The following is a 25,769-nucleotide window of genomic DNA, read 5'->3' on the forward strand; positions in this document are numbered from 1 at the left end:
GATATCAGGGGTTTACAGTTAAAAGGACGCTCCGTATAGTGCGCGCCATCGACGACGGACAACGTTGCCGATACTGCCCAGATGGTGAAATTGGTAGACACGCCAGCTTCAGGTGCTGGTGACCGCAAGGTCGTGGAAGTTCGAGTCTTCTTCTGGGCACCAATTTCGAGCTTGAGATTAGTTCAATTTCAAGGCTCACACAAAAACCCGCGAAAGCGGGTTTTTGCATTCTAGCCATTTGATTTATTAAAACTAAATCAGGGGTTTACAGATCAAAACGCTCTCCGTATAGTGCGCCACATCAACAGCGGCAACGTTGCTGATACTGCCCAGATGGTGAAATTGGTAGACACGCCAGCTTCAGGTGCTGGTGACCGCAAGGTCGTGGAAGTTCGAGTCTTCTTCTGGGCACCAATTCAAAGTTCAAGGTCAGCGATCTTGAATCTCACAAAAACCCGCGAAAGCGGGTTTTTGCGTTTCTGGCTTTCAATCATCTCAAGCCACCAGCCTTCCTGTGGCGAGGGGGCTTGCCCCCCGTTCGGCTGCGAAGCAGTCGTATATCCTGAGAATGCGGTCTGGCTGAATGAATACTGGGGCCGCTTCGCGCCCCAACGGGGGCAAGCCCCCTCGCCACAAAGGCCCGCGCCAACCTCACTAACAAAACCTCGCCCTCCCCCCGCAAGACGCACTTGAGAAACAATATCGTTTATCATTGTTGCAGGTTTTTGCAATGCGACAGTGAGGAACCCAGCCAATGATGTTTCGAAATACCCTGCGCCGCGGCCTGACCATCACTCTGCTGGGGCTGACCCTGGTAACGCCATTCACCCAAGCCGCCGAAAAAGTTTCCCTGACGCTCTACAACGGTCAACACAAGGAAGTCGGCGACGCTGTCGCCAAAGCCTTCGAAGCCAAGACCGGCATTCACGTCAATGTACGCAAGGGCAGCAGCAACCAACTTGCCAGCCAGATCGTCGAAGAAGGCAATCGCTCGCCTGCCGACGTGATCTACACCGAAGAATCGCCCCCTCTGAACAAACTCGGCGAACAAGGTCTGCTGGCGAAGACCGACGCCGCCACGCTAGAAGTGCTGCCCAAGGATTACGTTGCCGGTAATGGCACCTGGATCGGCATCACTGCCCGGGTCCGCGTGGTCGCCTTCAACCCAAAACTGATCGACGAAAAAGACCTGCCCAAATCGGTGTTGGGATTCTCCGATCCGAAGTGGCAGGGCAAAGTTGGCTTTGTGCCAAGCAGCGGTGCGTTCCAGGAACAAGCCGTGGCAATCATCAAGCTGCACGGGATGGATGCCGCCGAAGAATGGCTGACCGGCCTGCGCGCTTTCGGTAAGGTCTACAGCAATAACATGGTGGCCTTGAAAGCCGTGGAGAACGGTGAAGTCGCCACCGTATTGGTGAACAACTACTACTGGTTCGCCTTGCAGCGCGAAAAGGGCACGCTCGATTCGAAACTGCATTACTTCACCGGCGGCGATGTCGGCGGCCTGATCACCGTGTCCAGCGCAGCCATGCTCAAGTCCAGCAAACACCCGCAAGAAGCCCAGCAGCTCCTCGCCTACATGGCCAGCGAAGAAGGCCAGCGCGTGATCACTCAGACTACCGCCGAATACCCGCTGCGCAAAGGCCTGGAATCGGACCGCGGACTCAAGCCGTTCAGTGAGCTGCAAGCGCCGAATGTCACCCCTGCCGACCTTGGCAACGCTGAATCCGCACTGGACCTGGAACGCGACGTTGGCCTGAACTGATGAGTGCATCGCTGACCGCCACCGCCTCACGCAGGGGCTATGTGCCACGGCGCAAACGGCCATCGATCTGGCTGCTGCTGCCGGTCCTGCTATTGGTCTGCCTGAGCCTGCTGCCGCTGCTGTATGTCGGGCTCAAAGCCTGGCAGGCCGGCTGGGCGCAAGCGCTGCACCTGTTGTGGCGGCCGTATGTGTTTGGCTTGCTGCGCAATACACTGCTGCTGATGGTCGGCGTGACGATTGCCTGCGCGATCATCGGCCTGTCGCTGGCCTGGCTGCTGGAACGCAGCAACTTGCCGGGTCGGCGCCTGTGGGGCGTGATTCTCTGCCTGCCGTTCGCCGTACCGGCCTTCGTCAGCAGCTTCACCTGGGTGTCCCTGAGCGCCAGCTACGAAGGCCTGGGCGGGGCGATTCTGGTGATGACCCTGTCCAAGTACCCGCTGGTGTTTCTGCCGGTGGCGGCGACGTTGCGCAATCTCGACCCGGCACTGGAAGAGTCCGCCCGAACCCTGGGACAGAACCGCTGGGGCGCGTTCTTCAAGATCACCCTGCCCCTGCTCTGGCCTTCGCTGCTGGCCGGGTCGTTACTGATTGCCCTGCACATGCTGGTGGAGTTCGGCGCGCTGTCGATCATCGGCCTGCAAACCTTCACTACCGCGATCTATCAACAGTTCGAGCTGGAATTCAGTAACGCTAACGCGGCGATGCTTTCGGCAGTGCTGCTCGCACTGTGCCTGGTTCTGCTGTGGCTGGAGCTGCGGGTTCGCGGCAAAGGTCGGCATGTACGAATCGGCCAAGGCGCGGCGCGACATGCCGAACAAGTTCGGCTGGGAGCGTGGTCTGCGGCCGGTCAGCTCTATTGCTTGCTACTGGCGATTATCGGCAGCGGAATTCCGCTGGGGATGCTCGCGTACTGGCTGGCTGTCGGTTCATCGGCCGCTTTCCCGGTGGCGGCGATCAGCGAAGCCTTGCTCTCGTCACTGGCGTTGTCGCTGGGCGGCGCAGCGCTATGCCTGGCGCTGGCAGTGCCGGTTGGCTTGCTGGTGGTTCGCTATAAGGGTCGCCTGGCGCTGTGGGCCGAGCGCCTGCCGTATCTGCTGCATGCGCTGCCAGGATTGGTGATCGCACTGACGCTGGTGTACTTCGCCTTGCACTATGTGCCGGCGCTGTATCAGACCTCGGGCTTGCTGCTGATCGCCTATGCGTTGCTGTTCCTGCCGCTGGCCCAGGCGCCGATTCGTACGGCGCTGAACAAGGCAGCACCACAACTCGAAGAAGCGGCGCGGACGCTCGGCGCTTCGTCGCTCAGCGCCTTTGTGCGGGTGACGCTGCCGATCATCTTCCCGGCGCTGGGTGCCGCGTTTGCGCTGGTGTTTCTGGATGCGATGAAGGAGCTGACGGCAACGCTGCTGCTGAGTCCGACCGGGCTCAACACCTTGGCCACAGAGGTGTGGGCGCATACCGCGAATGTCGAGTTCGCGGCAGCAGCGCCTTATGCGGTGCTGTTGATTCTGGTGTCGGGATTGCCCGTCTATCTACTCACGACGCGGATGTATTTGAGCCGCTGAAAAGCATCGCGGGCAAGCCTTGCTCCTACAGGTGTTGTGTCATACCCCTTGTAGGAGCAAGGCTTGCTCGCGATGACGTCAGCCCGGCCAACAAAAATCTTAAGCCCGGAACTGCCCCAGGCTCGCTTTCAGCTGTGCCGCCAAACTGTCCAGCACCTTACCGCTGGCCGTGGTTTCCACCACCGCCTGCGCCGCACGCTCGGCCTGAGCGTGAATCGTCTCGACCCGCCCACGCACCGCATGCGCACCTTTGGCCTGATGCGCCGCCGCCTGGGTCGCCAGACCGATGGCCGCATGCACCTGCTCGACGGAAACCTGCACCGATTGCTGCAAACGCGCACTGTCGCGCAATACCAGCAAACCTTCGCTGGCCTGACGCCCCGCCTGCCCGATCGCCGCTACGGCCTCGCGAGCGCCTTGCTGCAACGCCCCGATGTGCGCCTGAATGTCGCCAGTCGAGCTTTGAGTCTTGCTGGCCAGCGCCCGCACTTCATCGGCCACCACCGCAAAACCACGCCCGGTCTCACCGGCCCTCGCCGCTTCGATCGCCGCGTTCAGCGCCAGCAAGTTGGTCTGCTCGGCGATCCCGTGAATCACCTCCAATACCACTTCAATCTGCTCGCTCTGCTGCGCCAGACGCTCGATGACTTTAGCCCCGGTATCAACCTGCCCGGCCAACGCCTCGATGAGACTGCCGACCTGCGCCGAGGTGCGGGTGTTTTCATCCGTTGCCTGACGAATATCCACCACTTGCTGCAACGCGGCCTGCATCGCATGGCTTTCAGCCTGCGCCTCGTCAGCCATTTGCGACAAGGCACGCAAGCTCTCCGCCACTTCATCGCGCTGGGATTTCGCCGCCGCATCGGCGCCGGCATTGCGCTTGCTCATGGCACCGATTTCCACACCGGTGCGCTGGGCCACATCACCCGCCTCGCGAACGATCGGCTGCAACTTATCGACAAAGCGGTTGACCGCCGACGCCATGTCACCGATTTCATCTTTGCTGTTGATCTGCACGCGCTTGGTCAGGTCACCCTCACCCGCCGCCAGATCCTCCATTGCCGCGATCAACAGCTTCAGGCGATTGACCACCCGTCGCCCAAGCACGACCGCCAGTAGCAGCAAGACACCGCAGCCGACCAGCGCCAGCGCCATGCCGATCCGCCAGCGCAAGGTTGCCGCCGCTTCCTGAACGGTGTTGGTGGTATTGGCTTTCATTTCGGTGGCCGTGGACTGCGCCGACTGCAAACGCGAGCGCATGGCCGTGGCACTATCAGCTGCAGCGCCCTTGAGGCTGTCGCCGACCAGCTGATCACTGCTGGCGATCAGCGCCGAGAAGCGCTTGTCGAGGGCTACCAGGTCTGTTTCCACCGACGCTGTGGAGACCCCCATCAGCACCTTGCCGATTTCCACGCCATTGGGGTTGATCGAGGCTTCGAGGTAGTAGACCGAAGGATCGTTTTTCGCTGCATCCAGCACCTTATCCAGCGCGCGCTCACCCTGGCCTTTTTCCACAAGGGCCTGGTTGATCGGGTTTTCCCGGTTCAGGTAGCGGGTCAGGTGCTGGCCGGTGGCGTCGTCATACACCACGAACAGTACGTTCGGATTGCGCTGGGCCCTACGGGCGAATTCGGACAGCGTTGGAACGTCGCTGTCCCACATCGCGCGGGGCGCGACCGACGCCAGGAGCTGAGCCATGTCATTGGCCGAGTCCTTCAGGTCCTTTTCCAGGGCCGCACGCAGTTGCGCCTGCTCGTCCTTGAGTCGTGAGGACAGACCGGCGGTCAGGCGCTGACGGGTACTGGTGGAGAGGTTATCAAGACTTGAGGTGACTTCACGCCCGGCCTGTTCGAGTTCGCCAGAAAGCTTCTGGCTATCGACGCCGAGACGATTGCCCAAATCAGCTTCCAATGCGGTCACGGTGCTCCGGGTCAGTGCGACAGCCACCAACACTTGCACCAACAGGGCGATACCAAGGGTAACGAACACGGGCCGCAACAAACGGCTTTGTAACAGTGAGAGAACAGCCGACACAGGAAATCCCTCTACTTGCACGCCATTAAATTGATGGCACTCTGGAACAGAGATTCACAGCAAAGGTCATGCCGCCCGACAGGCATAAACGACAAAGGGCCCGATTAAGGGCCCTTTGTTTTTTACATCAACGACTTATCAAGCAAACGGGTGACGCAGAACGATGGTCTCGTTGCGGTCCGGGCCCGTCGAAATAATGTCGATCGGTGCACCGACCAACTCTTCGACGCGTTTGATGTAGTTGCGAGCAGCCTGAGGCAGCTCTTCCAGGGTCTTGGCGCCCAGGGTCGACTCAGTCCAGCCCGGCATTTCTTCGTACACCGGCTCAAGACCGATGTAGCTGTCGGCGTCGGTCGGTGCGTCGATCACGGCACCATCCTGGTTTTTGTAGCCCACGCAGATATTGATGGTCTCAAGACCGTCCAGTACGTCCAGCTTGGTCAGGCACAGGCCCGAGATGCTGTTGACGTCGATAGCGCGACGCAGGATGACGGCGTCGAACCAGCCGCAACGACGGGCACGACCGGTGGTAGCACCGAACTCGTGGCCACGTTTGGCCAGGAACGCACCGACGTCGTCGAACAGCTCGGTCGGGAACGGGCCCGAACCCACGCGAGTGGTGTAAGCCTTGGTGATGCCGAGGATGTAATCCAGGTACATCGGGCCAAAACCCGAACCGGTTGCGATACCGCCAGCGGTGGTGTTGGAACTGGTGACGTACGGGTAGGTACCGTGGTCGATGTCCAGCAGGGAGCCTTGGGCGCCTTCGAACATGATGTCTTTGCCGTCGCGACGCAGGTTATGCAGCTCGGCGGTGACGTCGAGCATCATCGGCTTGAGCAGCTCGGCGTATTCCATGCACTCGTCCAGGGTTTTCTGGAAGTCGATGGCCGGCTCTTTGTAGTAATTGACCAGTACGAAGTTGTGGTAGTCCAGCAACTCGCCCAGCTTGGCAGCGAAACGCTCGCGGTGGAACAGGTCACCGATGCGCAGGCCACGACGTGCAACCTTGTCTTCGTAGGCCGGGCCGATGCCACGACCGGTGGTGCCGATCTTCAGCTCGCCACGGGCCTTTTCACGAGCCTGGTCCAGCGCTACGTGGTAAGACAGGATCAGCGGGCAGGACGGGCTGATACGCAGGCGCTCGCGCACCGGTACGCCCTTCTCTTCCAGCTTGATGATCTCGCGCAGCAGGGCGTCAGGTGCAACCACCACGCCGTTGCCGATCAGGCACTGCACGCCATCGCGCAGCACGCCCGACGGGATCAGGTGCAAGACGGTTTTCTCGCCGTCGATCACCAGCGTGTGGCCAGCGTTGTGGCCACCTTGGTAGCGCACTACGGCGGCAGCATGTTCGGTCAGCAGATCAACGATCTTGCCTTTGCCCTCATCACCCCATTGGGTGCCCAGGACTACGACATTCTTACCCATAACACTTGTCCTCATTCGCGCAAACTTGGTGCCGGCAGCCGCCGGCAGGGAAACTCAAGAAGCCAGCGGCAATACTTGCCAAAGCCCGTTCTGCTGAATCAATTGCCGGTCGCAGTCCGCATCACGGGCGGCGGCCAATGGTTGCCCAGGCAATGCCTGAACGACACGCTGACCCTCACTGCGCAACTGGCAAACCTGCTGCCAGAGTGCTGCATCCGTACTGTCAGGCATCCAGATACCGCCAGACGGTAGCTCGATTTCAGCACGCCCCAGGGTCACCAGGGTTTTCAAATCGGTAGAGAAGCCAGTCGCCGGCCGGGCACGACCGAAGTCGGCGCCGATGTCGTCGTAACGACCGCCCTGAGCGATGGACTGGCCAACACCCGGCACGAATACCGCAAACACCACGCCAGTGTGATAGTGATAACCGCGCAACTCGCCCAGATCGAAGTACAGCGCAAGATCCGGGAAACGCACGGACAAACGCTCGGCAATCGCCAGCAAGTCGTCCAGCGACGCCAAAACAGGCGCCGGCGCCTTGGCCAGGCGTTCGCGAGCGGCAACCAGCACTTCACGACCGCCGCACAGATCAACCAGTGCCCGCAGCATGCCCGACAAATCGGCAGGCAGGCCTTCGGTCAAGGTAATGACCTCATCGATGGCCTTGCGTTGCAGGGCATCGAACAATTGTTGCTCGACCTCACCGGACAAACCGGCGGCACGCGCCAGGCCACGGTAGATGCCGACATGACCGAGGTCCATGTGCACATCCGGCACGTCGGCCAGTTGCAGCATGGCCAGCATCAGGCTGATGACTTCCACGTCGCTGCTCGGGCTGGCATCGCCGTAAAGTTCGGCGCCCAGCTGGATCGGGCTACGCGAGGTCGACAACGCCCGCGGTTGCGCATGCAGCACGCTACCGGCGTAGCACAGACGGCTCGGGCCTTCGTGACGCAAGGTGTGCGCATCGATGCGCGCCACTTGCGGCGTAATGTCGGCACGGAAACCCATCTGCCGGCCCGATTGCGGGTCGATGACCTTGAAGGTCCGCAGATCGAGGTCCTGGCCTGCGCCAGTCAGCAGGGATTCCAGGTACTCGATATGCGGGGTCACGACGAACTCGTAACCCCAGCTCTGGAACAGATCCAACACCTGACGACGCGCGACTTCAATGCGCGCCGCCTCTGGTGGCAGTACTTCTTCGATGCCATCTGGCAGCAGCCAGCGGTCTACCGTTGCCATTACGCCATTCCCCTATGATCCGGGCCGCCAGCCCTCGGGCCGGCCTTGAGTGAAGCAGAAAATGTCTGAACCATACGCATAAGTCACGCGCATGAACAACGCGGCGATCGGCCTGGAATCAGCCTCGCCAAACACTTTCCTCGAAAAACCTGTCGAGTTGTTCAACCCGAGTATTGCAATAAAAAACCGCAATCAAACGTGCAGACGCAAAAAAGCCGGGAATTTCCCGGCTGCCGCATCATACACACGTTTTCCCAAAGGATCACCCCGCGAGAGGCTTTAGCCGCCCGGCGGGGTCCCTCGGGATCAGTGTTGGATCAAGGTTTGGCTTTTTCCAGGTAACGGAAGAAGTCGCTGCTTGGGTCCAGAACCATGACGTCGGTTTTGTTCGCGAAGCTTTCACGGTAGGCACGCAAGCTACGGTAGAAACCGTAGAACTCCTGATCCTGACCGTAGGCCTTGGAGTAGATCGCTGCGGCCTGGGCATCACCGTCACCGCGAACCTCTTCAGATTCACGATAGGCTTCAGCCAGCAGTACGCGGCGCTGACGATCGGCGTCGGCACGGATGCCTTCTGCCAGCTCGTTACCCTTGGCACGGTGCTCGCGTGCTTCACGCTCACGCTCGGTGCTCATGCGCTCGAACACGCTGCGGTTCACTTCCTTCGGCAGATCGATGGCCTTGACCCGAACATCGACAACTTCGATGCCCAGCTCTTTTTCCGCCATCTTGTTCAGCGAAGCAGTGATGTCCGCCATCAGCGCGTCACGCTCACCGGAAACCACCTCGTGCAGGGTGCGCTTGCCAAACTGATCACGTAGACCCGATTCCAGACGACGCGAGAGGCGTTCGTCAGCAATCTGCTTGAGGCCGGAAGTCGCGGTGTAGAAACGTTCGGCATCCTTGACGCGCCACTTGGCGTAGGCATCAACCATGACGGCTTTCTTTTCCAGCGTCAGGAAACGCTGTGTCGGTGCGTCCAGCGTCATCAGGCGTGCGTCGAATTTACGCACCTGGTTAACGTAAGGCACTTTCACATGCAGGCCCGGCTGAACATCAGTCTGAACCACGCGCCCAAACTGCAGTAACACCGCGCGCTCGGTCTGAGCCACGATGTAGAAGCAGTTCCAGGCAGCGATCGCCACGACGACGCCGACAATAAGGGCGATCAGCGATTTATTGCTCATCAGCGACTCTCCCTGGTACGTGCCGGCTGCTGCAGATCAGTTGCCGAGCGCGCATGCCCTTCATTGCTGGTCGCGGCTGCGCTGGTTACCGGCGCTGCACCACTACGACCACTGTCGATCATCTTGTCCAGCGGCAAGTACAGCAGATTGTTCTGGCCATTCTTGTTGCCGGTCACGAGAACCTTGCTGGTATTGCTGAAGACTTCCTGCATCGTATCCAGGTACAGACGCTGACGAGTGACTTCCGGTGCCTTTCGATATTCGGCGACCAGCTTGGTAAAGCGATCCGCTTCACCCTTGGCACGCGATACCGTTTCGTCGCGGTAACCGTTGGCATCTTCAATGATGCGCTGGGCCTGACCACGGGCTTCCGGCACAACGCCGTTGGCGTAGGTTTCAGCCTGGTTGCGCGAACGCTGCTCATCTTCACGAGCGCGGATCACGTCATCGAAGGCTTCCTGGACTTCACGCGGTGCCGCTGCGCTCTGAACGTTGACCTGAGTGACGGTGATACCGGTGCGATAGGTATCGAGGAAGCGTTGCAGACGCTCCTTGATTTCGCTGGCCATCAATTCACGACCTTCGGTCAGCACCTGATCCATGGCGGTGGAACCCACCACATGGCGCAAGGCGCTCTCGGTCGCGTGTTGCAGGCTGATTTCCGGCTGATCGACGTTCAGCACGAAGTCCTGCAGATTGGTGATCTTGTACTGCACGGTCAGTGGCACTTCGACGATGTTCTCGTCTTCAGTGAGCATTTGACCCTGCTTGGTGTAGGCACGCTCACGCGTGACATTCTCCATGAACTTGCGATCGATCGGCGGGAAGTAGATGTTCAGACCCGGGCCGACGGTTTCGTAGTACTTGCCGAAGCGCAGCACCACGGCTTGCTCCTGCTCGTCGACGACATAAACCGCGCTGTACAGCCAGACGACCGCCAGCACGACAAGGCCGATGCCGAGCAGGCCGTAACCGCCGCCCTTGCCCGAACCACCGCCATCATCACCGCGTTTCTTGCTACCACCGAACAACCCATTCAGGCTTTCCTGCAGCTTTCGGAAGGCCTCGTCGAGATCTGGTGGCCCCTTGCGGTCGCCATTATTGCGGCGTTTACCACCCCAAGGATCCTGATTATTCGAGTTGCCACCCGGCTCATTCCAAGCCATAGCGCTCTCCATCTGATAAAGCAAAGACGCACCCACGGCGCGCCGACCAATGCTACAGAATGCCTGCCACAGCGGCACAACCGCTTTTTCAGGCTTTTATTGCAAAGTGTGTTGCTCGATGAATTCCAACGGCTGCATTCCCTCGCGGCTCACCAGTCGATTGAGCTCGACTCGCGGCAAACGAACGGCCAGCAAACAGATGCCTTCTTCGTCGTGTTCTTCTTTCTGTACAGCGCCGAGCGCAAAGAACTGCGCACGCAGTCGAGCAAAACGCTGCGGCAAGCGCAAGGTGCCGACGAACAAATCGTTGCCGAGCAATTCCGCAATCGCCTGCTTGAGCAGGTCCAGCCCCTGACCGTCGCGCGCCGACAACCATACCCGTTGCGGCTTGCCGTCGGCATCACGCTGGATCTGTGGCTCTACGCCCTCGAGCAAATCGAGTTTGTTATAGACCTCAAGGATCGGCAAGTCTTGCGCACCGATCTCGCCGAGCACCGCCATGACCTGTTCGATCTGGGCCATGCGTTCTGGCTCGTGAGCGTCGATCACATGCAGCAGCAGGTCAGAGTTGCTCGACTCTTCGAGCGTAGCCCGAAATGCCTCGACCAGTTTGTGCGGCAAGTGACGGATGAAGCCCACAGTGTCGGCCAGTACGATTGGACCGAGGTCGGCGAGTTCGAGCCGGCGCAAGGTCGGGTCGAGGGTGGCGAACAACTGGTCTGCCGCGAACACGTCGGAATCGGTGACCGAGTTGAACAGCGTCGACTTGCCGGCGTTGGTATAACCCACCAGAGAAACCGAAGGAATATCCGCACGCTGACGACCACGACGAGCCTGATCACGCTGGCTGCGGACCTTTTCCAGACGCCCCTTGATCTGCCGCAGGCGAACCCGCAGAAGACGCCGGTCGGTTTCCAACTGGGTTTCACCCGGGCCGCGCAGACCGATACCGCCTTTCTGCCGCTCAAGGTGAGTCCAGCCGCGAACCAGTCGCGTACTCATGTAATCAAGCTGGGCCAGTTCGACCTGGAGCTTGCCTTCATGGGTGCGGGCGCGTTGGGCGAAGATATCGAGAATCAGACCGGTACGGTCAATCACGCGACACTCGAAAACACGTTCGAGGTTACGTTCCTGACTGGGCGTGAGGACGGAATTGAAAATAACCAGATCGACCTTCTCGGCTTTGACCTGGTCGCGCAGTTCCTCGACCTTGCCACTGCCAATCAGGTATTTGGCGGTTGGCCGATGACGCGGCACGTTAACAAACGCGACGGTCTCGGCGCCGGCCGAAATTGCCAACTCCTGAAACTCCTGCGGATCTTCGCGCGCCTCAGGGTCCTGACCATCCAAGTGAACGAGAATGGTTCGTTCACCACCACCGTGGCGCTCAAAGAACAAAGGAGACTCCTATCAGGCGTTACCTGGCTCAGCGTCAGCTTGTTCGGATTCGGTTGCGCTAGGCAGACGAATTGGACGAACCGGCACCACTGTAGAGATCGCGTGTTTGTAGACCATCTGGCTGACGGTGTTTTTCAGCAGGATAACGAACTGGTCGAACGACTCGATCGTGCCTTGCAGTTTGATTCCGTTGACCAGATAGATGGAAACCCCCACCTTCTCTTTACGCAATGTATTCAAGTAAGGGTCTTGTAGCGAATGCCCTTTTGACATGTGCCGCACTCCTTTAAGGATTCAATAATAAAAATAGGTAAAAAAATGGCTTAGGCCGTCACACCCCCAAGGATAGACGGCAATTGCAAGGACTCAGCTCAATATGGAGACCGTTCCCAGGTATTTCAAGGCGCGTGGCAGATTGTCGCAATCGAGGCTGTCCAGCCAGTGTAAATCAGCCCAACTGCGTAGCCAGGTGAACTGGCGCTTCGCCAATTGGCGCGTGGCAATGATCCCACGCTCCTGCATCTCGGCTGACGTCAGCTTGCCATCCAGGTAATCCCAGACTTGTCGGTAACCTACAGCGCGTATAGACGGCAACCCGGCATGCAGGTCACTTCTTTTACGCAGGGCTACGACCTCGTCAATGAATCCCTGTTCCAACATTTGTGTGAATCTTTGTTTAATACGCTCATGCAGTACCTGACGATTCGCCGGAGCGATAGCCAAGTTCGCGACAGTATAGGGCAATTGTGGGCGACCCGAAGCGCCTGCTTCAGTACTTTGCGCAGATTGTCGCGCGCGGTGTTCGGTCATGCTCTGGCCGCTGACCCGATAAACTTCCAGCGCCCGACTGAGTCGCTGCGGGTCATTGGGGTGAATTCGTGCTGCCGACACCGGATCTATGACCGCCAACTGATCGTGCAGGGCTTGCCAGCCAAGGCGTGCAGCCTCTTCCTCAATTTCAGCGCGGATCTGCGGATCGGCCGCTGGCATATCGGCCAGACCTTCGAGCAAAGCCTTGTAATAGAGCATTGTGCCGCCGACCAGCAGCGGAATATTGCCGCGTGCGGTGATCTCGGCCATGGCCTGCAGGGCATCCCGGCGAAAATCAGCCGCCGAATAGGCCTCGACCGGATCAAGAATGTCGATCAAACGATGAGGAAACTCGGCCAACAGTTCCTTCGAAGGCTTGGCGGTGCCGATGTCCATGCCGCGGTAAACCAGCGCCGAGTCGACGCTGATCAACTCGCACGGCAGGACCTTGGTCAGCTCGATGGCCAGATCGGTCTTGCCCGCAGCGGTCGGGCCCATCAGGAATATCGCTGGAGGGAGTTGGCTCATCAACGACCGCGCAAGAACAGTTTGTCCAGATCGTCCAGGCCCAATTGGGTCCAGGTCGGCCGGCCATGGTTGCATTGACCGCTGCGCTCGGTGTTTTCCATGTCCCGCAGCAGACCGTTCATTTCCGGCAACGCCAGGCGCCGGTTGGCGCGAATAGCGCCATGGCAGGCCATGGTTCCGAGCAGTTCGTTCAGGTGTGCCTGAATCCGGTCGCTGGTGCCGTACTCCATCAGGTCCGCCAATACGTCGTGAACCAGACGATTGGCTTCAGCCTGCTTGAGCAAGGCCGGAATCTGCCGGATCGCCAGGGTTTCCGGGCCCAGACGCTGAAGTTCAAAACCGAGGCGCTGGAACCAGCTGACGTGCTCTTCGGCGCAATCGGCTTCACGCTGACTGACTGCAATCGACTCAGGTACCAGCAGCGGTTGGCCGCTCAGGCCTTCGCTGGCCATCGCAACTTTCAGCCGCTCGTACATGATCCGCTCATGCGCGGCGTGCATGTCCACCAGCACCAGCCCTTGGGCGTTTTCCGAAAGAATGTAGATGCCTTTGAGTTGCGCCAGCGCATACCCCAGCGGCGGAATATCGCCCTGACCGTCTGGCAGCGCCGTGGCGTTCGCTTCCGGCAATGGCGCAAAAAATTCGCGATAGGCAGCCTGCGCTTCGGCCACCGGCACGCCCGACTGCGGACGCGGTGTGTATTGATACTGATAACCGGCGCCAGCGCCCGAGCCTGCCGTCGTATTAAAGGACGGCTGTGCCTGCGGCTGCTCCAGCAACGCATTGGCCGCCAGACGCATTTCACCTTGCGGGCCGAACTCGCCGGCTTCGATTCCGGTCGGCCTGACTATGGCTGTCGCGACAGGCGCAGCCAAATGATCTTCCGGACGCACGTCGCCCAAGGCGCGGTGCAAGGTGCCGTAGAGGAAGTCGTGGACCATGCGCCCGTCACGGAAGCGCACTTCGTGTTTGGTCGGGTGCACGTTGACGTCGACGCCCGCCGGATCGACTTCGAAAAACAGCACGAACGTCGGATGCCGACCGTTGAACAGCACGTCACGATAGGCCTGGCGCACCGCGTGGGCCACCAGTTTGTCGCGCACCGCACGGCCATTCACAAAGAAATACTGCAAGTCCGCCTGACTGCGGTTAAAGGTCGGCAACCCGACCCAGCCCCACAGATGAAGGCCATTGCGCTCGATCTCGATTGGCAGCGCCTGCTCCAGGAAGCCCGCGCCGCAGATCGCCGCCACACGCCGGGCGCGAGCCGCATCGTCATGGGCTTCGTGCAGACTGAGGATGGTCTTGCCGTTATGGCGCAGATGGAACGCCACGTCGAAGCGCGCCAGCGCCAGACGCTTGATCACTTCTTGCAGGTGATCGAATTCGGTTTTTTCGGTCTTGAGGAATTTGCGCCGCGCCGGAGTATTGAAGAACAAGTCACGCACTTCAACCGAGGTGCCCACCGGGTGGGCGGCCGGCTGGACGCGAGGCGCCATGTCCCGGCCTTCGGTCTCGACCTGCCAGGCCTGATCGGCACCTCGGGTGCGGGACGTCAGGGTCAGACGCGCCACGGAGCTGATCGACGCGAGGGCCTCACCGCGAAACCCGAGGCTCATCACCTGCTCGAGGTCTTCGAGATTGCGAATTTTGCTGGTGGCATGCCGCGCCAGCGCCAGCGGCAAATCATCGGAGGAGATCCCGCTGCCATCGTCGCGAACCCGCAGCAGCTTGACGCCACCCTGCTCGACATCGACGTCGATACGTTTGGCGCCGGAGTCGAGACTGTTTTCCAGCAGCTCCTTGATCACCGAAGCCGGGCGCTCAACCACCTCACCGGCGGCAATCTGGTTCGCCAGTCGCGGGCTGAGCAGCTCGATACGCGCTGCGGTGTTCACGGCATCGTTCATTCCTTGGCCGCCAATTCGGTGCCCGGGATGTTCAGGTGCTGGCCGATTTTCAGTTCGTCGGATTGCAGGCCGTTGGCGCTGCGCAGGGTCGCCGGCGAGACCTGATAACGCACCGCGATCATCGCCAGGGTTTCACCCGGCCGCACCGTGTGGTCACGCGGCCCCTGGGCGATCTTGCCGGAATCGCGCAGCCAGCCGATGTAGGTGCCAGGTGGCGGGTTCTGCTGGAAGAACTGGCGCACACCCGCGCTGATCGAACGGGCCAGCGCTTGCTGGTGACCAGACGCCGCCAGTTTCGAGGCTTCGTTGGCGTTGGAGATAAACCCGGTTTCCACCAGGATCGATGGAATGTCCGGCGACTTCAGCACCATGAATCCGGCCTGCTCGACGCGCTGCTTGTGCAACGAGGTGACCCGGCCAATGTTGCTCAAGACCTTCTGGCCGACGTTCAGGCTGGAAGTCAGCGACGCGGTCATCGACAGATCAAGCAGTACGCCGGCGAGCATCTTGTCCTTGTCGTCGAGGCTGACGTTGCCGGCACCGCCGATCAGGTCGGAGCGGTTTTCGCTGTCGGCCAGCCAACGCGCGGTCTCGGACGTTGCGCCGCGCTCGGACAAGGCGAATACCGAAGCGCCGAACGCTGCAGCGGAGGGGGCCGCGTCGGCGTGAATCGAGACGAACAGGTCGGCGCCCTTCTTGCGGGCGATCTCGGTACGGCCACGCAACGGAATGAAGTAGTCGCCGGTACGGGTCAGTTCGGCCCGGAAGCCTTTCATGCCGTTGACCTGGCGCTGCAGCTCGCGAGCGATGGCCAGCACCACGTCTTTTTCGTGCTGACCACGGGAACCGGAAGCCCCCGGGTCCTCGCCGCCGTGTCCGGCATCGATGACCACGATGATGTCGCGCTTACCGGCCGGAGCAGGCGGCAGTTTGATTGCCGGCTCAACCGGAGCCACCGGCACCGCTGGCACAGTGGCAACGGTTGGGGCCGGGGTCGGTGCGGGTGGTGGCGCGGCATCGGCGGCGTTGTCGAACAGGTCGACCACCAGGCGATTGCCGTACTGCGCATTCGGCGCCAGCACGAAGCTCTTCGGGGTGACAGCTTTTTTCAGGTCGATGACCACCCGCAGATCGGTCGGCGTGCGCTGAGCCGAACGCATGTCGGTAATCGGGGTATTGGCGGTAGAGACCTTCAGCGGCGCGCCAAGGACGGCGCCATTGATGTCGATCACCAGACGATCCGGGGACGTCAGGGTAAAGACGCTGTGCTGGACCGGGCCGGACAGGTCAAACACCAGTCGGGTGTTATCCGGTGCCCGCCACAAGCGAACACTGTTGACCTTTGTCGCGGCCACAGCGTCGACGGCCAGTGCCGTAAGCAGCATTCCTACGACAGCAACCAACGCGCGAAAGCGCATACCTAACCCCATCATTTATTTGAATTCCAATGCCAAAGCGGCACACCAAGACTCGCCACGCAAACCCTGGGGCGACAGATTCAGCGAACGCCCGCTGTCATGCGGGCTAATGGTAATGGTCAGGTCGGGCTTTGGCAAAAAGCCTGCACCCTTCTGGGGCCACTCGATCAGACACAGTGCATCGTCTTCGAGGTAGTCACGAATGCCAAGAAACTCCAGCTCCTCCGGATCGACCAGTCGATACAGGTCAAAATGGAAGGCGCGAATGTCGCCGATCTCGTAAGGTTCGACCAAGGTAAAGGTCGGACTTTTTACTGCCCCAACGTGCCCCAAACCGCGAATAATGCCCCGCGACAGGGTGGTTTTACCCGCCCCAAGGTCACCGTCCAGAAAGATGATGCCGTGCCCTTGGGTCACTTGAGCGATACGGTTGCCCAACGCGACCATGGCGTCTTCATTGGCCAGATACAGGGTTACTTCAGACACGGTGCTTGCTCCTCCAGCAACTGACGAATGGCGGGAATCAGATCACTGGCCGCCAGCCCACGGCCCGCCTTACCTTCACGCTCGCCGGCGTTGGCGTGCAGCCAGACCGCCAGGCACGCAGCATCGAATGCATTCATGCCCTGGGCCAGCAAGGCGCCGACCAGTCCGGCCAGCACATCCCCCAGACCCGCAGCAGCCATGGCCGGGTGGCCTTGATGACACAGCGCCAAACGACCATCGGGACTGGCAATCAGGCTGCCGGCCCCTTTGAGAATGACGGTGGTTGTGTATTTTTTGCTCAATGCATGGGCCGCGGCGGGGCGATCGGCTTGAACCTCGGCCGTGGAAATCCCCAATAACCGCGCCGCCTCCCCCGGATGCGGAGTGATCACGCAATCCTTCGGCAGACGCACATCACCCCGGCTCAGCAAATTCAACGCATCGGCGTCCCAGACCTGCGGTAACGGGGCGTTGGCCGCTGCCGACAACAAACTGCGACCCCACGCGCCCTTGCCGAGCCCCGGCCCGACCACCAGCACACTGGCCTGGCCGAGCGGGTCCATCAGTTGGTTGGCCGAGTGAACGCCCAGCACCATGACTTCGGGCACCCGCGCCAATGCGGCCGGTACATGTTCACTGCGGGTGGCCAGAGACACCATGCCCGCGCCGCTGCGCAGGGCACTTTGCGCGCTCATGAGAATGGCGCCGCCGAAACCGCGATCGCCACCGATCAGCAGGATGTGACCGAATCGGCCTTTGTGAGCGCTCGGTGCCCGAGCTGCCAGGCGCGGCAGGTTGCCGGGGTTCAGGCGGTGAGCGCTGACGGCGCTTTCGGCGACGATCTGCGGGTCGGCTTGCAGATCGTTGAACTGCAGCTCCCCCACCTGATCCGCCGCATCGCCGGTGAACAGCCCAAGTTTGAGGCCGATGAAGGTCACGGTGAGGTCGGCCCGAACCGCAACCCCTAGGACCCGACCGGTATCGGCGCACAGCCCCGATGGGATATCCACCGCTGCAACGGGCAAGCCACAGGTATTGATCGCCTCGATCGCAGCGACATAGGGTTCGCGCACCTCACCGCTCAGACCGGTGCCCAGCAGCGCATCCAGCACCACCCCACGCAGTTCCACGGCAGGTGACCAGACCTCGACGACAACCCCGGCGGCCAGCGCTTCGGCATATGCCAGCGCGGCATCGCCCTGCAAGCGCGACGGTTCAACCACCGCCAGCACTCGCACCTGCCAACCGGCTCGCAACGCCAGTACCGCCACCAGATAACCGTCCCCGGCGTTATTGCCGTGGCCCGCCAACACACTGAGTTCAGTGGTCGTCGGCCAGTGCCGGACCATCGCCCGCCATGTGGCACGAGCCGCCCGATGCATCAATTCGAAGCCCGTTGTCCCGGCCGCAATCAGCCGCGCGTCGAGCGCCCGGACCTGTGCGGCGCTGTACAGTGCGTCGGGTAAATGGTGTTTTGTCTGCGGCATGCGTCTTCAGGCTCCGATGTCTGGCAGAATTATACGCACCTCAGCTCCGGTTTCCCCTGTCTCATGCCTGCAATTACCACAGATCTTCCTGCTCTCGCCCAATCGATCAAGGACTGGGGCCGCGAGTTGGGCTTTCAACAAGTCGGCATCAGTGGTCTGGACCTGGCTGAGCATGAACAACACCTGGAACGCTGGCTCGAAGCCGGCTACCACGGCGAGATGGACTACATGGGTGCCCACGGCAGCAAACGCTCGCACCCGGAAGAACTGGTGCCGGGCACGTTGCGGGTGGTTTCGCTGCGCATGGACTACCTGCCGGGCGACACGGAAATGGCCAAGCGCCTGGGCCAACCGGAAAAAGCCTACGTCTCGCGCTATGCCTTGGGCCGCGACTATCACAAGCTGATCCGCAAACGCGTGCAGCAACTGGCCGAGAAGATTCAGCAGGTCATCGGCCCCTTCGGCTACAGGGCTTTCGTCGACAGCGCCCCGGTGCTGGAAAAAGCCATCGCCGAGCAGGCAGGTCTCGGCTGGATCGGCAAAAACACCTTGGTACTGAACCGCAAGGCCGGCAGTTACTTCTTTTTGAGCGAGCTGTTCGTCGACCTGCCGCTGCCGGTCGACCCGCCTCACAGCACCGAGCACTGCGGGCGCTGCACGGCGTGTCTGGACATCTGCCCGACCAAGGCCTTTGTCGGTCCCTATGTATTGGACGCCCGCCGCTGCATTTCGTACCTGACCATCGAGCTGAAAAGTGCGATACCCGAAGACTTGCGGCCGCTGATCGGCAATCGGGTGTTCGGTTGCGATGATTGCCAGATCGTTTGCCCGTGGAACCGCTTCGCCCGTCCGTCCGGCGAAAGCGACTTCAAACCGCGACACAACCTCGACAACGCCGAGTTGGCGGAACTGTTCATGTGGGATGAAGAGAAATTCCTGAGCAGCACCGAAGGCTCGCCGCTGCGCCGCGCCGGTTATGAGCGCTGGCTGCGTAACCTGGCTGTGGGGCTTGGCAATGCGCCTTCAACGATTCCGGTGCTGGAAGCCCTGAAGGCGCGTGCAGACTATCCGTCAGGGCTGGTACGCGAGCATGTGCAATGGGCGCTGAAACAACACGGACTCGCGTAGGAGCTGTGGTGTCAGGCTTCGTCGTTGTAGACGAACTTGGGCATTTCCCAGTGGAAACGAATCGCCAGCAAGCGCAGCAGGAAGCCGCCAAACAAGGTGATCAGGATCGCCTGTTCGCCGGGTAATTGCAGGTAAAGGCAGAGCATGTAGCACCAGGCGGCAGCGAACGAGACGCTGGCGTAGAGCTCGCGACGGAAGATCAGCGGGATGTCGTTGCAGAAGATGTCGCGCAGGATGCCGCCGAACACTCCGGTGATCACCCCGCTGACCGACGCCACCAGCATGCCGTGACCCATTTCCAGCGCAGTCATGCAGCCGATCAGGGTAAACGCTACCAACCCCACGGCGTCGAGTACCAGGAACAGCGAGCGCAGATGGCGCATCCAGCGTGCGGTAAAGACCGTGAGCATTGCCGCAGCCGAGGTCAACACCAGGTATTCCGGGTGTTTGACCCAGGTCAGCGGGTAGTGCCCGAGCAGTACGTCACGCACCGAACCACCGCCCAGCGCCGTCACGCAGGCGATCAGCACCACGCCAAACCAGTCCATGCCACGCCGACCGGCAGACAACGCGCCAGTCATGGCTTCAGCGGTAATGGCAATCAGGTAGAGCATCAGCAACATGGCGGCGGTCCTTACGAGAAGGCGCGCAGTCTACTCAGATCGCAGGGGCACCAAAAGAGGGCGATGGGCAAATGCAAACCCTGTGGCGAGGGAGCTTGCTCCCGCTGGAGTGCGAAGCACTCCCAACCTAGGCTGCCTGATAAACCGTAGCTGCCAGACTTACGGCTGCTGCGCAGCCGAGCGGGAGCAAGCTCCCTCGCCACAAAAAGCCCCTCAGGCCGCAAATATTCGTTATGCCGAATCAGAACTTGATGAAATGCGTGCGGTAGTGCTGCAGCTCTGCGATCGACTCGCGGATGTCGTCCAGCGCCAGGTGAGTGCTGCCCTTCTTGAAGCTGTCGCGTACGTCCGGAGCCCAGCGTGCGGCCAGTTCCTTCAAGGTCGAGACGTCGAGGTTGCGGTAGTGGAAGTAGCTTTCCAGCGCCTTCATGTGCGTATAAAGGAAGCGCCGATCCTGGCAGATGCTGTTGCCGCAGATCGGCGACGTGCCCTTCGGCACCCACTTTTCCAGGAAGGCGATGGTCTGAGCTTCCGCTTCAGCCATACTGATGCGGCTGTCGCGTACCCGCTGGGTCAGGCCGGAGCCACCGTGTTGACGGGTGTTCCACTCGTCCATGCCCGCCAGGATCTCGTCGCTGTGGTGAATGGCGATTACCGGGCCTTCGGCCAAGGTGTTGAGATTGCTGTCGGTGACAATGGTGGCCATCTCGATGATGACGTCGGTGTCAGGGTTCAGACCGGTCATTTCCAGATCGATCCAAATCAGATTCTGCGGGTTTTGCATGTGTCGGCTCCTCGGCATAGGCATGCAGTTTAGCCTAGAGGAATCTCGGGGCGTGCTAAACTCGCGGCCGTTTTACCTAATCGCTGCATTATCGACACGGAACACCCATGGCCAAACGCCAACTCAATCGTCGTCAAAACTGGCGCATCGAAAAGATTCAAGGCGAGCGCGCTGCCCGCGCCGCCAAACGCGAATCCTCTGCCGTAGAAGCGCTCGAGGGCGGCGACCTTGGCCCCGAGCAGACGGGCCTGGTAATCGCTCACTTCGGTGTGCAGGTCGAGGTCGAAGCCCGCGACGGCGAACTCGCCGGCCAGGTGTTCCGCTGCCATTTGCGGGCCAACCTGCCTGCGCTGGTGACCGGCGACCAGGTGGTCTGGCGCGCTGGCAACCAGGGCATCGGCGTGATCGTCGCGCAATTGCCGCGCAACACCGAGCTGTGCCGTCCCGACAGCCGTGGTCAGCTCAAACCGGTAGCGGCCAATGTCGACATGATCGTGATTGTCTTCGCCCCGCTGCCCGAACCTCATGCCAACCTGATCGACCGCTACCTGGTCGCTGCAGAACACGCCGGTATTCGCCCGCTGCTGTTGCTCAACAAGTTCGACCTGATCGACGAGCAGAATGCCCCGGCGCTGAATGCCTTGCTGGCGGTCTACCGCACTCTGGGTTACCCGGTGCTGGAAGTCTCGGCGCACCATGGCAATGGCATGGAGCAGTTGCAGGAACAACTGGACGGGCGCATCAGTGTGTTCGTCGGTCAGTCCGGCGTCGGCAAGTCTTCGCTGGTCAACAGCCTGCTGCCGGAAGTCGAAACCCGTGTCGGCCCGTTGTCCGAGCTGTCCGGCCAGGGCACCCACACCACCACCACCGCGCGATTGTTCCACTTCCCCGGCGGCGGTGAGCTGATCGACTCCCCGGGTATTCGGGAATTCGGCCTGGGCCACGTCAGCCGTGCCGACGTTGAAGCCGGTTTCATCGAGTTCAACGACTTGATCGGCACCTGCCGCTTCCGCGACTGCAAGCACGACCGCGAACCCGGTTGCGCCTTGCTCAAGGCGCTTGAAGATGGCCGCGTGCAACAGCAACGCATGAACAGCTACCGCTCGATCATCGCCAGTTTGCCCGAAACCAGCTATTAAACAGACGCACCGACAGACAATAAAAAGCCGCGATGATCGCGGCTTTTTATTGGGTCACTGCTTGGGTGGTCCAGCCGGTTTGGCCGGGTCACCTGCTTTCGGCGCCGGGTTGTCGAACAGGTTCAGTCGCTCCCGAAGCTCATGCGCCGGTAGCGGCTCCTTGTCCGCCGGCAAGGCGTTCGGATCGGCGGGTACGGTAGGCACTTCACCCGGAGCGCCCTGCCCCGGAGTCGGTGCCGGCTCCGAACCTTGCTCACCCTCAATGGCGCGCTGGGCCTTCTTGGTCAGCACGACGATGTCGATACGGCGGTTGACCGGGTTCAACGGGTTCTTGCGATCGAACAACACTGACGAGGCGTAACCCACCACCCGCGCCACTTGCGGATCCGGATAGCTACCCGCAACCAGCGCACGGCGAGCGGCGTTGGCACGGTTGGCCGACAGCTCCCAGTTGCCGAAATCACCGGTACCCGCATAAGGCTTGGCGTCGGTGTGACCGCCGATGCTGATCTTGTTCGGCACCGCTTTGATGGTGTCGGCCATGGCCAGCAAAATGTCTTCGAAGTACGGCTTCAAGCGCGCGCTGCCCGAGTCGAACATCGGCCGATTTTCGGAATCGATGATCTGGATGCGCAAGCCATCTGGAGTGATGTCGAAAAGAATCTGGTCCTTGAACTTCTGCAACTGCGGGTTCTCTTCGACCTTGTTCTGCAATTCTTGCAGCAACAGTTCAAGGCGTTCCTTCTCGACTTCCTCGGCCATTTTCTCGACCTGATCGGTATCGACAGTGACCTTGTCCGGCTGCGGCTGAGACTTGACCTCGGGATTGAGGGTCTTGTCCGGCGCCAGCACCGGCGTGCCGCCCAGATCGATGATGTACGGCGTACCGCTTTCAGAGAAGCCGATCGGGTCCTTGAAGTAACCGGCAATGGCGATTTTCTGTTCCGGCGTGGCGGTGGATAACAGCCACAACACCAGGAAGAACGCCATCATCGCCGTCGCGAAGTCAGCGAAGGCAATTTTCCACGCGCCCCCGTGATGCCCGCCAGCAATGCGCTTGACGCGCTTGATGATTATCGGCTGATTATTTTCCATGACTTAACGACCGCGAACCGCTTGTTCCAGCTCAGCGAAGCTCGGACGGTGCGCCGGGTACAGAACCTTGCGCCCGAACTCCACGGCCAGCGATGGCGGCATACCGGACGCCGAAGCCACCAACGAAGCCTTGATGGCCTCGTAAACGTTCAGCTCTTCCTTGGCATCGTGAGCCAGCGAGTGCGCCAGCGGGCCGAAGAAGCCGTAGGCCGCGAGAATACCGAAGAAGGTACCGACCAGCGCGGCACCTACGTGCATGCCGATCGCTTTTTGATCGCCTTCACCCAGCGAGGCCATGGTCACCACGATCCCCAGTACCGCCGCGACGATACCAAAACCGGGCATCGCATCGGCGATACCGTTAACCGCATGGGATGGGTGCTCGAGGTCTTCCTTGAGGCTGTACAGTTCCATGTCGAACAGGCCCTCAAGCTCATGCGGCGCCATGTTGCCGGACGACATGATGCGCAAGTAATCGCAGATGAACGCGGTCATGCGGTCGTCCTTGAGGACTGCCGGATACTTGGCAAAAATCGGGCTGGCAGCAGCGTCTTCGATATCCCCTTCAATCGCCATCATGCCTTCGCGACGGCTCTTGTTGAGGATCTCGTAGACCAGGCCCAGCACCTCCAGGTAGAAGGTGTGATTGAAACGCGAACTGAACATGCCCAAGGACTTCTTGAGCACGTGCATCGTCGTGGGGCCGGGGTTGGCCTGAAGGAATGCACCCAGCGCCGCACCGCCGATGATCATCACCTCGAAAGGCTGAATCAGGGCGGCAATCTTGCCGTGGGAAAGCACGTATCCGCCGAGCACGCTCGCGAATACGACGATGATGCCGATAATTTTAGCCATAGGTAGAAGGTACTTACTTAAGTCGGGTTCAAGGTCATATTCGGAAGTTAAAAAATCTCTTCTTCTACTTATCGGCAAAACTGCGCCAGACTATAGCCAGTTAAGGCGAAAAGCTAATTTGGCCCGCTCCGGGCGTGTTTAATGCAGACGATGATCGCGCCCAACCATGGCTAATGAAACGACCGTTCCAACTGCTAAACCGACCACACTCGAAGGCTGGGTCAAGCTGCTCGACGGCGTAACCTTGCCCGTGCCGCAAGCCAGTCATGACCGCGTTTGCAAGGCTATCGCCGACAATCGCAGCTCGTTGCGCGATATTGCCGAGTTGATGCAGGGCAGCCCGGCCCTCGCCCTCAGCGTCATTCGCGAAGCCAATCGCCACACCCACGGCAGCATGAGCGAGCCCAGCGAGAACCTGGAGGTGGCGATCAATCGCCTCGGCCTCAAACGCACCGAAGAACTGCTCGCGCGCCTGCCCGCCCTGCCTCAGAACGAAATTCCACCGGCCCTGCGCCAACTGCAATTGATCAGCCAGCACGCGACCCAACAGGCCAACGGCTTTTTTGCCAGTCGCCTGGCGCGGCTCTGGCAGGACATCCATTGGGGCAGCCTGCTGTTCCTCTCGCCGTTCTGGCCACTGGCACTGACCTTCCCGCAACTGCTGGAAGACTGGGAGCTGCGGGTCCTGCACAAGCGCGAGCCAGCAAGCAAGGTCGAAAAAGAATTGTTCGGCGTACGCCTGCTGGATCTCGGCCAGGCACTGGTGGAAGTCTGGCGCCTGCCAATCTGGGTAGGACAAGGCTATCGATTGCTGCTGGATGAACAACGCGAGCTGGCGAAAGTCGTGCATATCGCCCGCGACGCCGAGCACCCGTTGCGCCAGCAAAACCGCCTTGATGACGACCCGACGCTGCGCCGCTGGCTCAATCAACCGGCCAACACGGTATTGCTGGCTAACGGTCTGGCGTTATCGGCACAGCAAGCCTGGAGCAGCCCTCACTGCCTGCGCTGGCAGTTTCTGACCAGCCTCTACCTGCAAATGCCGATGGACGAGGTCCAGCAGCAACTGCACCAGCAAGCCGCACTCAGCGCCCGCAACCACGCCATGCCGGACCTTTGGCATCCCGCCGGAGCATTGCTCTGGCCGTGGGACGAGCGACGCCTTCATCGCGGCCAGCTTCCGGCGCCAGCCCCCACCGCCGAAGACCTGACAAAGTGGCGCAAGCAATGCGCAGAACTGCTGGCGGAGCCGAGCCGCTTTACCAATGCCATGCACCTGGCCACCTTCGCCCGGGACGCGCTGGTTGCCTGCGGCATGCGTCGGGTGATGATTCTGATGGCTGATCGCACGCACAGCCAATTGCGCGTGCACCAGATTCACGGCCTGCCTAAAGAAGCCGCGACGCTGAACTATGTGGTCAGCCAGAGCACCGTGCTGCAACGCTTGCTCTCGCAACAGGCTCAGGTGCGACTGACGCCAGTCAACAACGCACAGTTTTCAGCCTTGCTGCCTGCCAGCCTGCGGGCGCTGTTCGGCGGCGAGCACCTGCTGCTGCGTTCACTGGTCAACAATGGCCGGGTGATCATGCTGGTCGTGGCGGACCAGGGCGGCGGTCCATTTTCGGAAATCACCGTGCAAGCCTTCGGTAAAACCGCGCAGTGCATCGAAAAAGCCCTGCACAGCTTTAGCAACCGCGGCCAGTAGTTCCTGCGCTACA

The 25,769-nt window shown here is 60.7% G+C and carries 21 protein-coding genes and 2 tRNA genes; 7 read left to right on the forward strand and 16 right to left on the reverse strand.

Going from position 1 to position 25,769, the window contains the following annotated elements:
• Positions 1 to 75: 75 nt before the first annotated feature.
• The 4 genes from KRR23_RS25380 (at position 76) to KRR23_RS25395 (ending at position 3,330) form a co-directional block, all read left to right on the forward strand.
• Positions 76 to 162, forward strand: a tRNA-Leu gene (locus KRR23_RS25380).
• Positions 163 to 327: 165 nt separating this feature from the next.
• A tRNA-Leu gene (locus KRR23_RS25385) sits at positions 328 to 414 on the forward strand.
• Between the two features lie 340 nt (positions 415 to 754).
• Positions 755 to 1,765 carry an extracellular solute-binding protein gene (locus tag KRR23_RS25390; RefSeq protein WP_216744691.1) on the forward strand — a complete coding sequence of 337 codons (1,011 nt, stop codon included), beginning with the start codon at positions 755 to 757 and terminating at the stop codon, positions 1,763 to 1,765.
• Positions 1,765 to 3,330: an iron ABC transporter permease gene (locus tag KRR23_RS25395; protein WP_216744692.1), complete on the forward strand. Its 1,566-nt coding sequence runs from the start codon at positions 1,765 to 1,767 to the stop codon at positions 3,328 to 3,330. The genes KRR23_RS25390 and KRR23_RS25395 overlap by 1 nt, the downstream gene beginning before the upstream one ends.
• Positions 3,331 to 3,429: 99 nt before the next feature.
• Here KRR23_RS25395 and KRR23_RS25400 read toward each other — a convergent pair whose 3' ends face one another.
• From KRR23_RS25400 to KRR23_RS25455, 12 genes are all read right to left on the reverse strand, one after another.
• Positions 3,430 to 5,364 (reverse strand): methyl-accepting chemotaxis protein, encoded by a 1,935-nt coding sequence (locus tag KRR23_RS25400; RefSeq protein ID WP_216744693.1) that lies wholly within the window; start codon positions 5,362 to 5,364, stop codon positions 3,430 to 3,432.
• Between the two features lie 138 nt (positions 5,365 to 5,502).
• Entirely contained in the window at positions 5,503 to 6,795 is a 1,293-nt protein-coding gene (locus KRR23_RS25405) for an adenylosuccinate synthase (RefSeq protein WP_054595356.1), read from the reverse strand.
• A 54-nt stretch (positions 6,796 to 6,849) separates the two neighbouring features.
• Positions 6,850 to 8,037, reverse strand: coding sequence for an ATP phosphoribosyltransferase regulatory subunit (locus tag KRR23_RS25410; RefSeq protein ID WP_216744694.1), 1,188 nt, complete (start codon positions 8,035 to 8,037; stop codon positions 6,850 to 6,852).
• 317 nt (positions 8,038 to 8,354) lie between these two features.
• Positions 8,355 to 9,224 (reverse strand): protease modulator HflC, encoded by an 870-nt coding sequence (hflC, locus tag KRR23_RS25415; protein WP_019691508.1) that lies wholly within the window; start codon positions 9,222 to 9,224, stop codon positions 8,355 to 8,357.
• The gene (gene hflK, locus KRR23_RS25420; RefSeq protein ID WP_216744695.1) at positions 9,224 to 10,390 is read right to left on the reverse strand and encodes an FtsH protease activity modulator HflK; all 1,167 of its coding nucleotides are present in this window, start codon (positions 10,388 to 10,390) and stop codon (positions 9,224 to 9,226) included. Before hflK ends, hflC begins: the two co-directional genes overlap by 1 nt.
• Positions 10,391 to 10,486: 96 nt before the next feature.
• Positions 10,487 to 11,788, reverse strand: coding sequence for a ribosome rescue GTPase HflX (gene hflX, locus KRR23_RS25425; RefSeq protein WP_103316307.1), 1,302 nt, complete (start codon positions 11,786 to 11,788; stop codon positions 10,487 to 10,489).
• Positions 11,789 to 11,800: 12 nt separating this feature from the next.
• Positions 11,801 to 12,061, reverse strand: coding sequence for an RNA chaperone Hfq (hfq, locus tag KRR23_RS25430; RefSeq protein WP_019691505.1), 261 nt, complete (start codon positions 12,059 to 12,061; stop codon positions 11,801 to 11,803).
• 93 nt (positions 12,062 to 12,154) lie between these two features.
• Positions 12,155 to 13,126, reverse strand: a complete 972-nt coding sequence (gene miaA / locus KRR23_RS25435) for a tRNA (adenosine(37)-N6)-dimethylallyltransferase MiaA (RefSeq protein ID WP_054595352.1) — start codon at positions 13,124 to 13,126, stop codon at positions 12,155 to 12,157.
• A complete protein-coding gene (gene mutL / locus KRR23_RS25440; RefSeq protein WP_173859975.1) occupies positions 13,126 to 15,024 on the reverse strand; it encodes a DNA mismatch repair endonuclease MutL in 1,899 nt (632 codons plus the stop codon). Before mutL ends, miaA begins: the two co-directional genes overlap by 1 nt.
• Positions 15,025 to 15,032: 8 nt before the next feature.
• Complete coding sequence (locus KRR23_RS25445) at positions 15,033 to 16,469, reverse strand: N-acetylmuramoyl-L-alanine amidase (RefSeq protein ID WP_103316309.1); 1,437 nt, start codon at positions 16,467 to 16,469, stop codon at positions 15,033 to 15,035.
• The gene (gene tsaE / locus KRR23_RS25450) at positions 16,470 to 16,940 is read right to left on the reverse strand and encodes a tRNA (adenosine(37)-N6)-threonylcarbamoyltransferase complex ATPase subunit type 1 TsaE (protein WP_216744696.1); all 471 of its coding nucleotides are present in this window, start codon (positions 16,938 to 16,940) and stop codon (positions 16,470 to 16,472) included.
• Positions 16,928 to 18,427 carry an NAD(P)H-hydrate dehydratase gene (locus KRR23_RS25455; protein ID WP_216744697.1) on the reverse strand — a complete coding sequence of 500 codons (1,500 nt, stop codon included), beginning with the start codon at positions 18,425 to 18,427 and terminating at the stop codon, positions 16,928 to 16,930. The genes tsaE and KRR23_RS25455 overlap by 13 nt, the downstream gene beginning before the upstream one ends.
• Positions 18,428 to 18,490: 63 nt before the next feature.
• On the opposite strand from KRR23_RS25455, the gene queG reads away from it, so the two are divergent.
• Positions 18,491 to 19,555, forward strand: coding sequence for a tRNA epoxyqueuosine(34) reductase QueG (queG, locus tag KRR23_RS25460; protein ID WP_216744698.1), 1,065 nt, complete (start codon positions 18,491 to 18,493; stop codon positions 19,553 to 19,555).
• 11 nt (positions 19,556 to 19,566) lie between these two features.
• Here the strand turns inward: queG and KRR23_RS25465 are convergent, their stop codons facing one another.
• Entirely contained in the window at positions 19,567 to 20,178 is a 612-nt protein-coding gene (locus KRR23_RS25465) for a trimeric intracellular cation channel family protein (RefSeq protein WP_216744699.1), read from the reverse strand.
• Positions 20,179 to 20,419: 241 nt separating this feature from the next.
• Entirely contained in the window at positions 20,420 to 20,962 is a 543-nt protein-coding gene (orn, locus tag KRR23_RS25470; RefSeq protein WP_103316313.1) for an oligoribonuclease, read from the reverse strand.
• Positions 20,963 to 21,069: 107 nt separating this feature from the next.
• Here orn and rsgA point away from each other — a divergent pair, with 107 nt between their 5' ends.
• Complete coding sequence (gene rsgA, locus KRR23_RS25475) at positions 21,070 to 22,101, forward strand: small ribosomal subunit biogenesis GTPase RsgA (RefSeq protein ID WP_019691497.1); 1,032 nt, start codon at positions 21,070 to 21,072, stop codon at positions 22,099 to 22,101.
• 54 nt (positions 22,102 to 22,155) lie between these two features.
• On the opposite strand, the gene motB is transcribed toward rsgA, so the two are convergent.
• Together motB and motA are read right to left on the reverse strand one after the other, a co-directional pair.
• On the reverse strand, positions 22,156 to 23,196 hold the full coding sequence (gene motB, locus KRR23_RS25480; protein ID WP_216744700.1) for a flagellar motor protein MotB: 1,041 nt from the start codon (positions 23,194 to 23,196) through the stop codon (positions 22,156 to 22,158).
• A gap of 3 nt (positions 23,197 to 23,199) precedes the next feature.
• Positions 23,200 to 24,051 carry a flagellar motor stator protein MotA gene (motA, locus tag KRR23_RS25485; RefSeq protein WP_216744701.1) on the reverse strand — a complete coding sequence of 284 codons (852 nt, stop codon included), beginning with the start codon at positions 24,049 to 24,051 and terminating at the stop codon, positions 23,200 to 23,202.
• Between the two features lie 166 nt (positions 24,052 to 24,217).
• Here motA and KRR23_RS25490 point away from each other — a divergent pair, with 166 nt between their 5' ends.
• Entirely contained in the window at positions 24,218 to 25,756 is a 1,539-nt protein-coding gene (locus KRR23_RS25490) for an HDOD domain-containing protein (RefSeq protein ID WP_216744702.1), read from the forward strand.
• Positions 25,757 to 25,769: the final 13 nt, after the last annotated feature.

Origin of the sequence: Pseudomonas sp. CVAP#3 (assembly GCF_018986375.1) — a bacterium.
Classification (GTDB): Bacteria; Pseudomonadota; Gammaproteobacteria; order Pseudomonadales; family Pseudomonadaceae; genus Aquipseudomonas; species Aquipseudomonas helvetica.

Excerpts from the sequence above, each read along its gene's own strand:
- KRR23_RS25405 (WP_054595356.1), bottom strand. The coding sequence starts at position 6,795 with ATGGGTAAGAATGTCGTAGTCCTGGGCACCCAATGGGGTGATGAGGGC.
- rsgA (WP_019691497.1), top strand. The coding sequence starts at position 21,070 with ATGGCCAAACGCCAACTCAATCGTCGTCAAAACTGGCGCATCGAAAAG.
- KRR23_RS25490 (WP_216744702.1), top strand. The coding sequence starts at position 24,218 with ATGGCTAATGAAACGACCGTTCCAACTGCTAAACCGACCACACTCGAA.
- miaA (WP_054595352.1), bottom strand. The coding sequence starts at position 13,126 with ATGAGCCAACTCCCTCCAGCGATATTCCTGATGGGCCCGACCGCTGCG.
- hfq (WP_019691505.1), bottom strand. The coding sequence starts at position 12,061 with ATGTCAAAAGGGCATTCGCTACAAGACCCTTACTTGAATACATTGCGT.
- KRR23_RS25465 (WP_216744699.1), bottom strand. The coding sequence starts at position 20,178 with ATGTTGCTGATGCTCTACCTGATTGCCATTACCGCTGAAGCCATGACT.
- KRR23_RS25395 (WP_216744692.1), top strand. The coding sequence starts at position 1,765 with ATGAGTGCATCGCTGACCGCCACCGCCTCACGCAGGGGCTATGTGCCA.
- hflC (WP_019691508.1), bottom strand. The coding sequence starts at position 9,224 with ATGAGCAATAAATCGCTGATCGCCCTTATTGTCGGCGTCGTCGTGGCG.
- queG (WP_216744698.1), top strand. The coding sequence starts at position 18,491 with ATGCCTGCAATTACCACAGATCTTCCTGCTCTCGCCCAATCGATCAAG.
- KRR23_RS25410 (WP_216744694.1), bottom strand. The coding sequence starts at position 8,037 with ATGGCAACGGTAGACCGCTGGCTGCTGCCAGATGGCATCGAAGAAGTA.
- orn (WP_103316313.1), bottom strand. The coding sequence starts at position 20,962 with ATGCAAAACCCGCAGAATCTGATTTGGATCGATCTGGAAATGACCGGT.
- motA (WP_216744701.1), bottom strand. The coding sequence starts at position 24,051 with ATGGCTAAAATTATCGGCATCATCGTCGTATTCGCGAGCGTGCTCGGC.
- motB (WP_216744700.1), bottom strand. The coding sequence starts at position 23,196 with ATGGAAAATAATCAGCCGATAATCATCAAGCGCGTCAAGCGCATTGCT.
- KRR23_RS25390 (WP_216744691.1), top strand. The coding sequence starts at position 755 with ATGATGTTTCGAAATACCCTGCGCCGCGGCCTGACCATCACTCTGCTG.
- hflK (WP_216744695.1), bottom strand. The coding sequence starts at position 10,390 with ATGGCTTGGAATGAGCCGGGTGGCAACTCGAATAATCAGGATCCTTGG.
- KRR23_RS25445 (WP_103316309.1), bottom strand. The coding sequence starts at position 16,469 with ATGATGGGGTTAGGTATGCGCTTTCGCGCGTTGGTTGCTGTCGTAGGA.
- KRR23_RS25455 (WP_216744697.1), bottom strand. The coding sequence starts at position 18,427 with ATGCCGCAGACAAAACACCATTTACCCGACGCACTGTACAGCGCCGCA.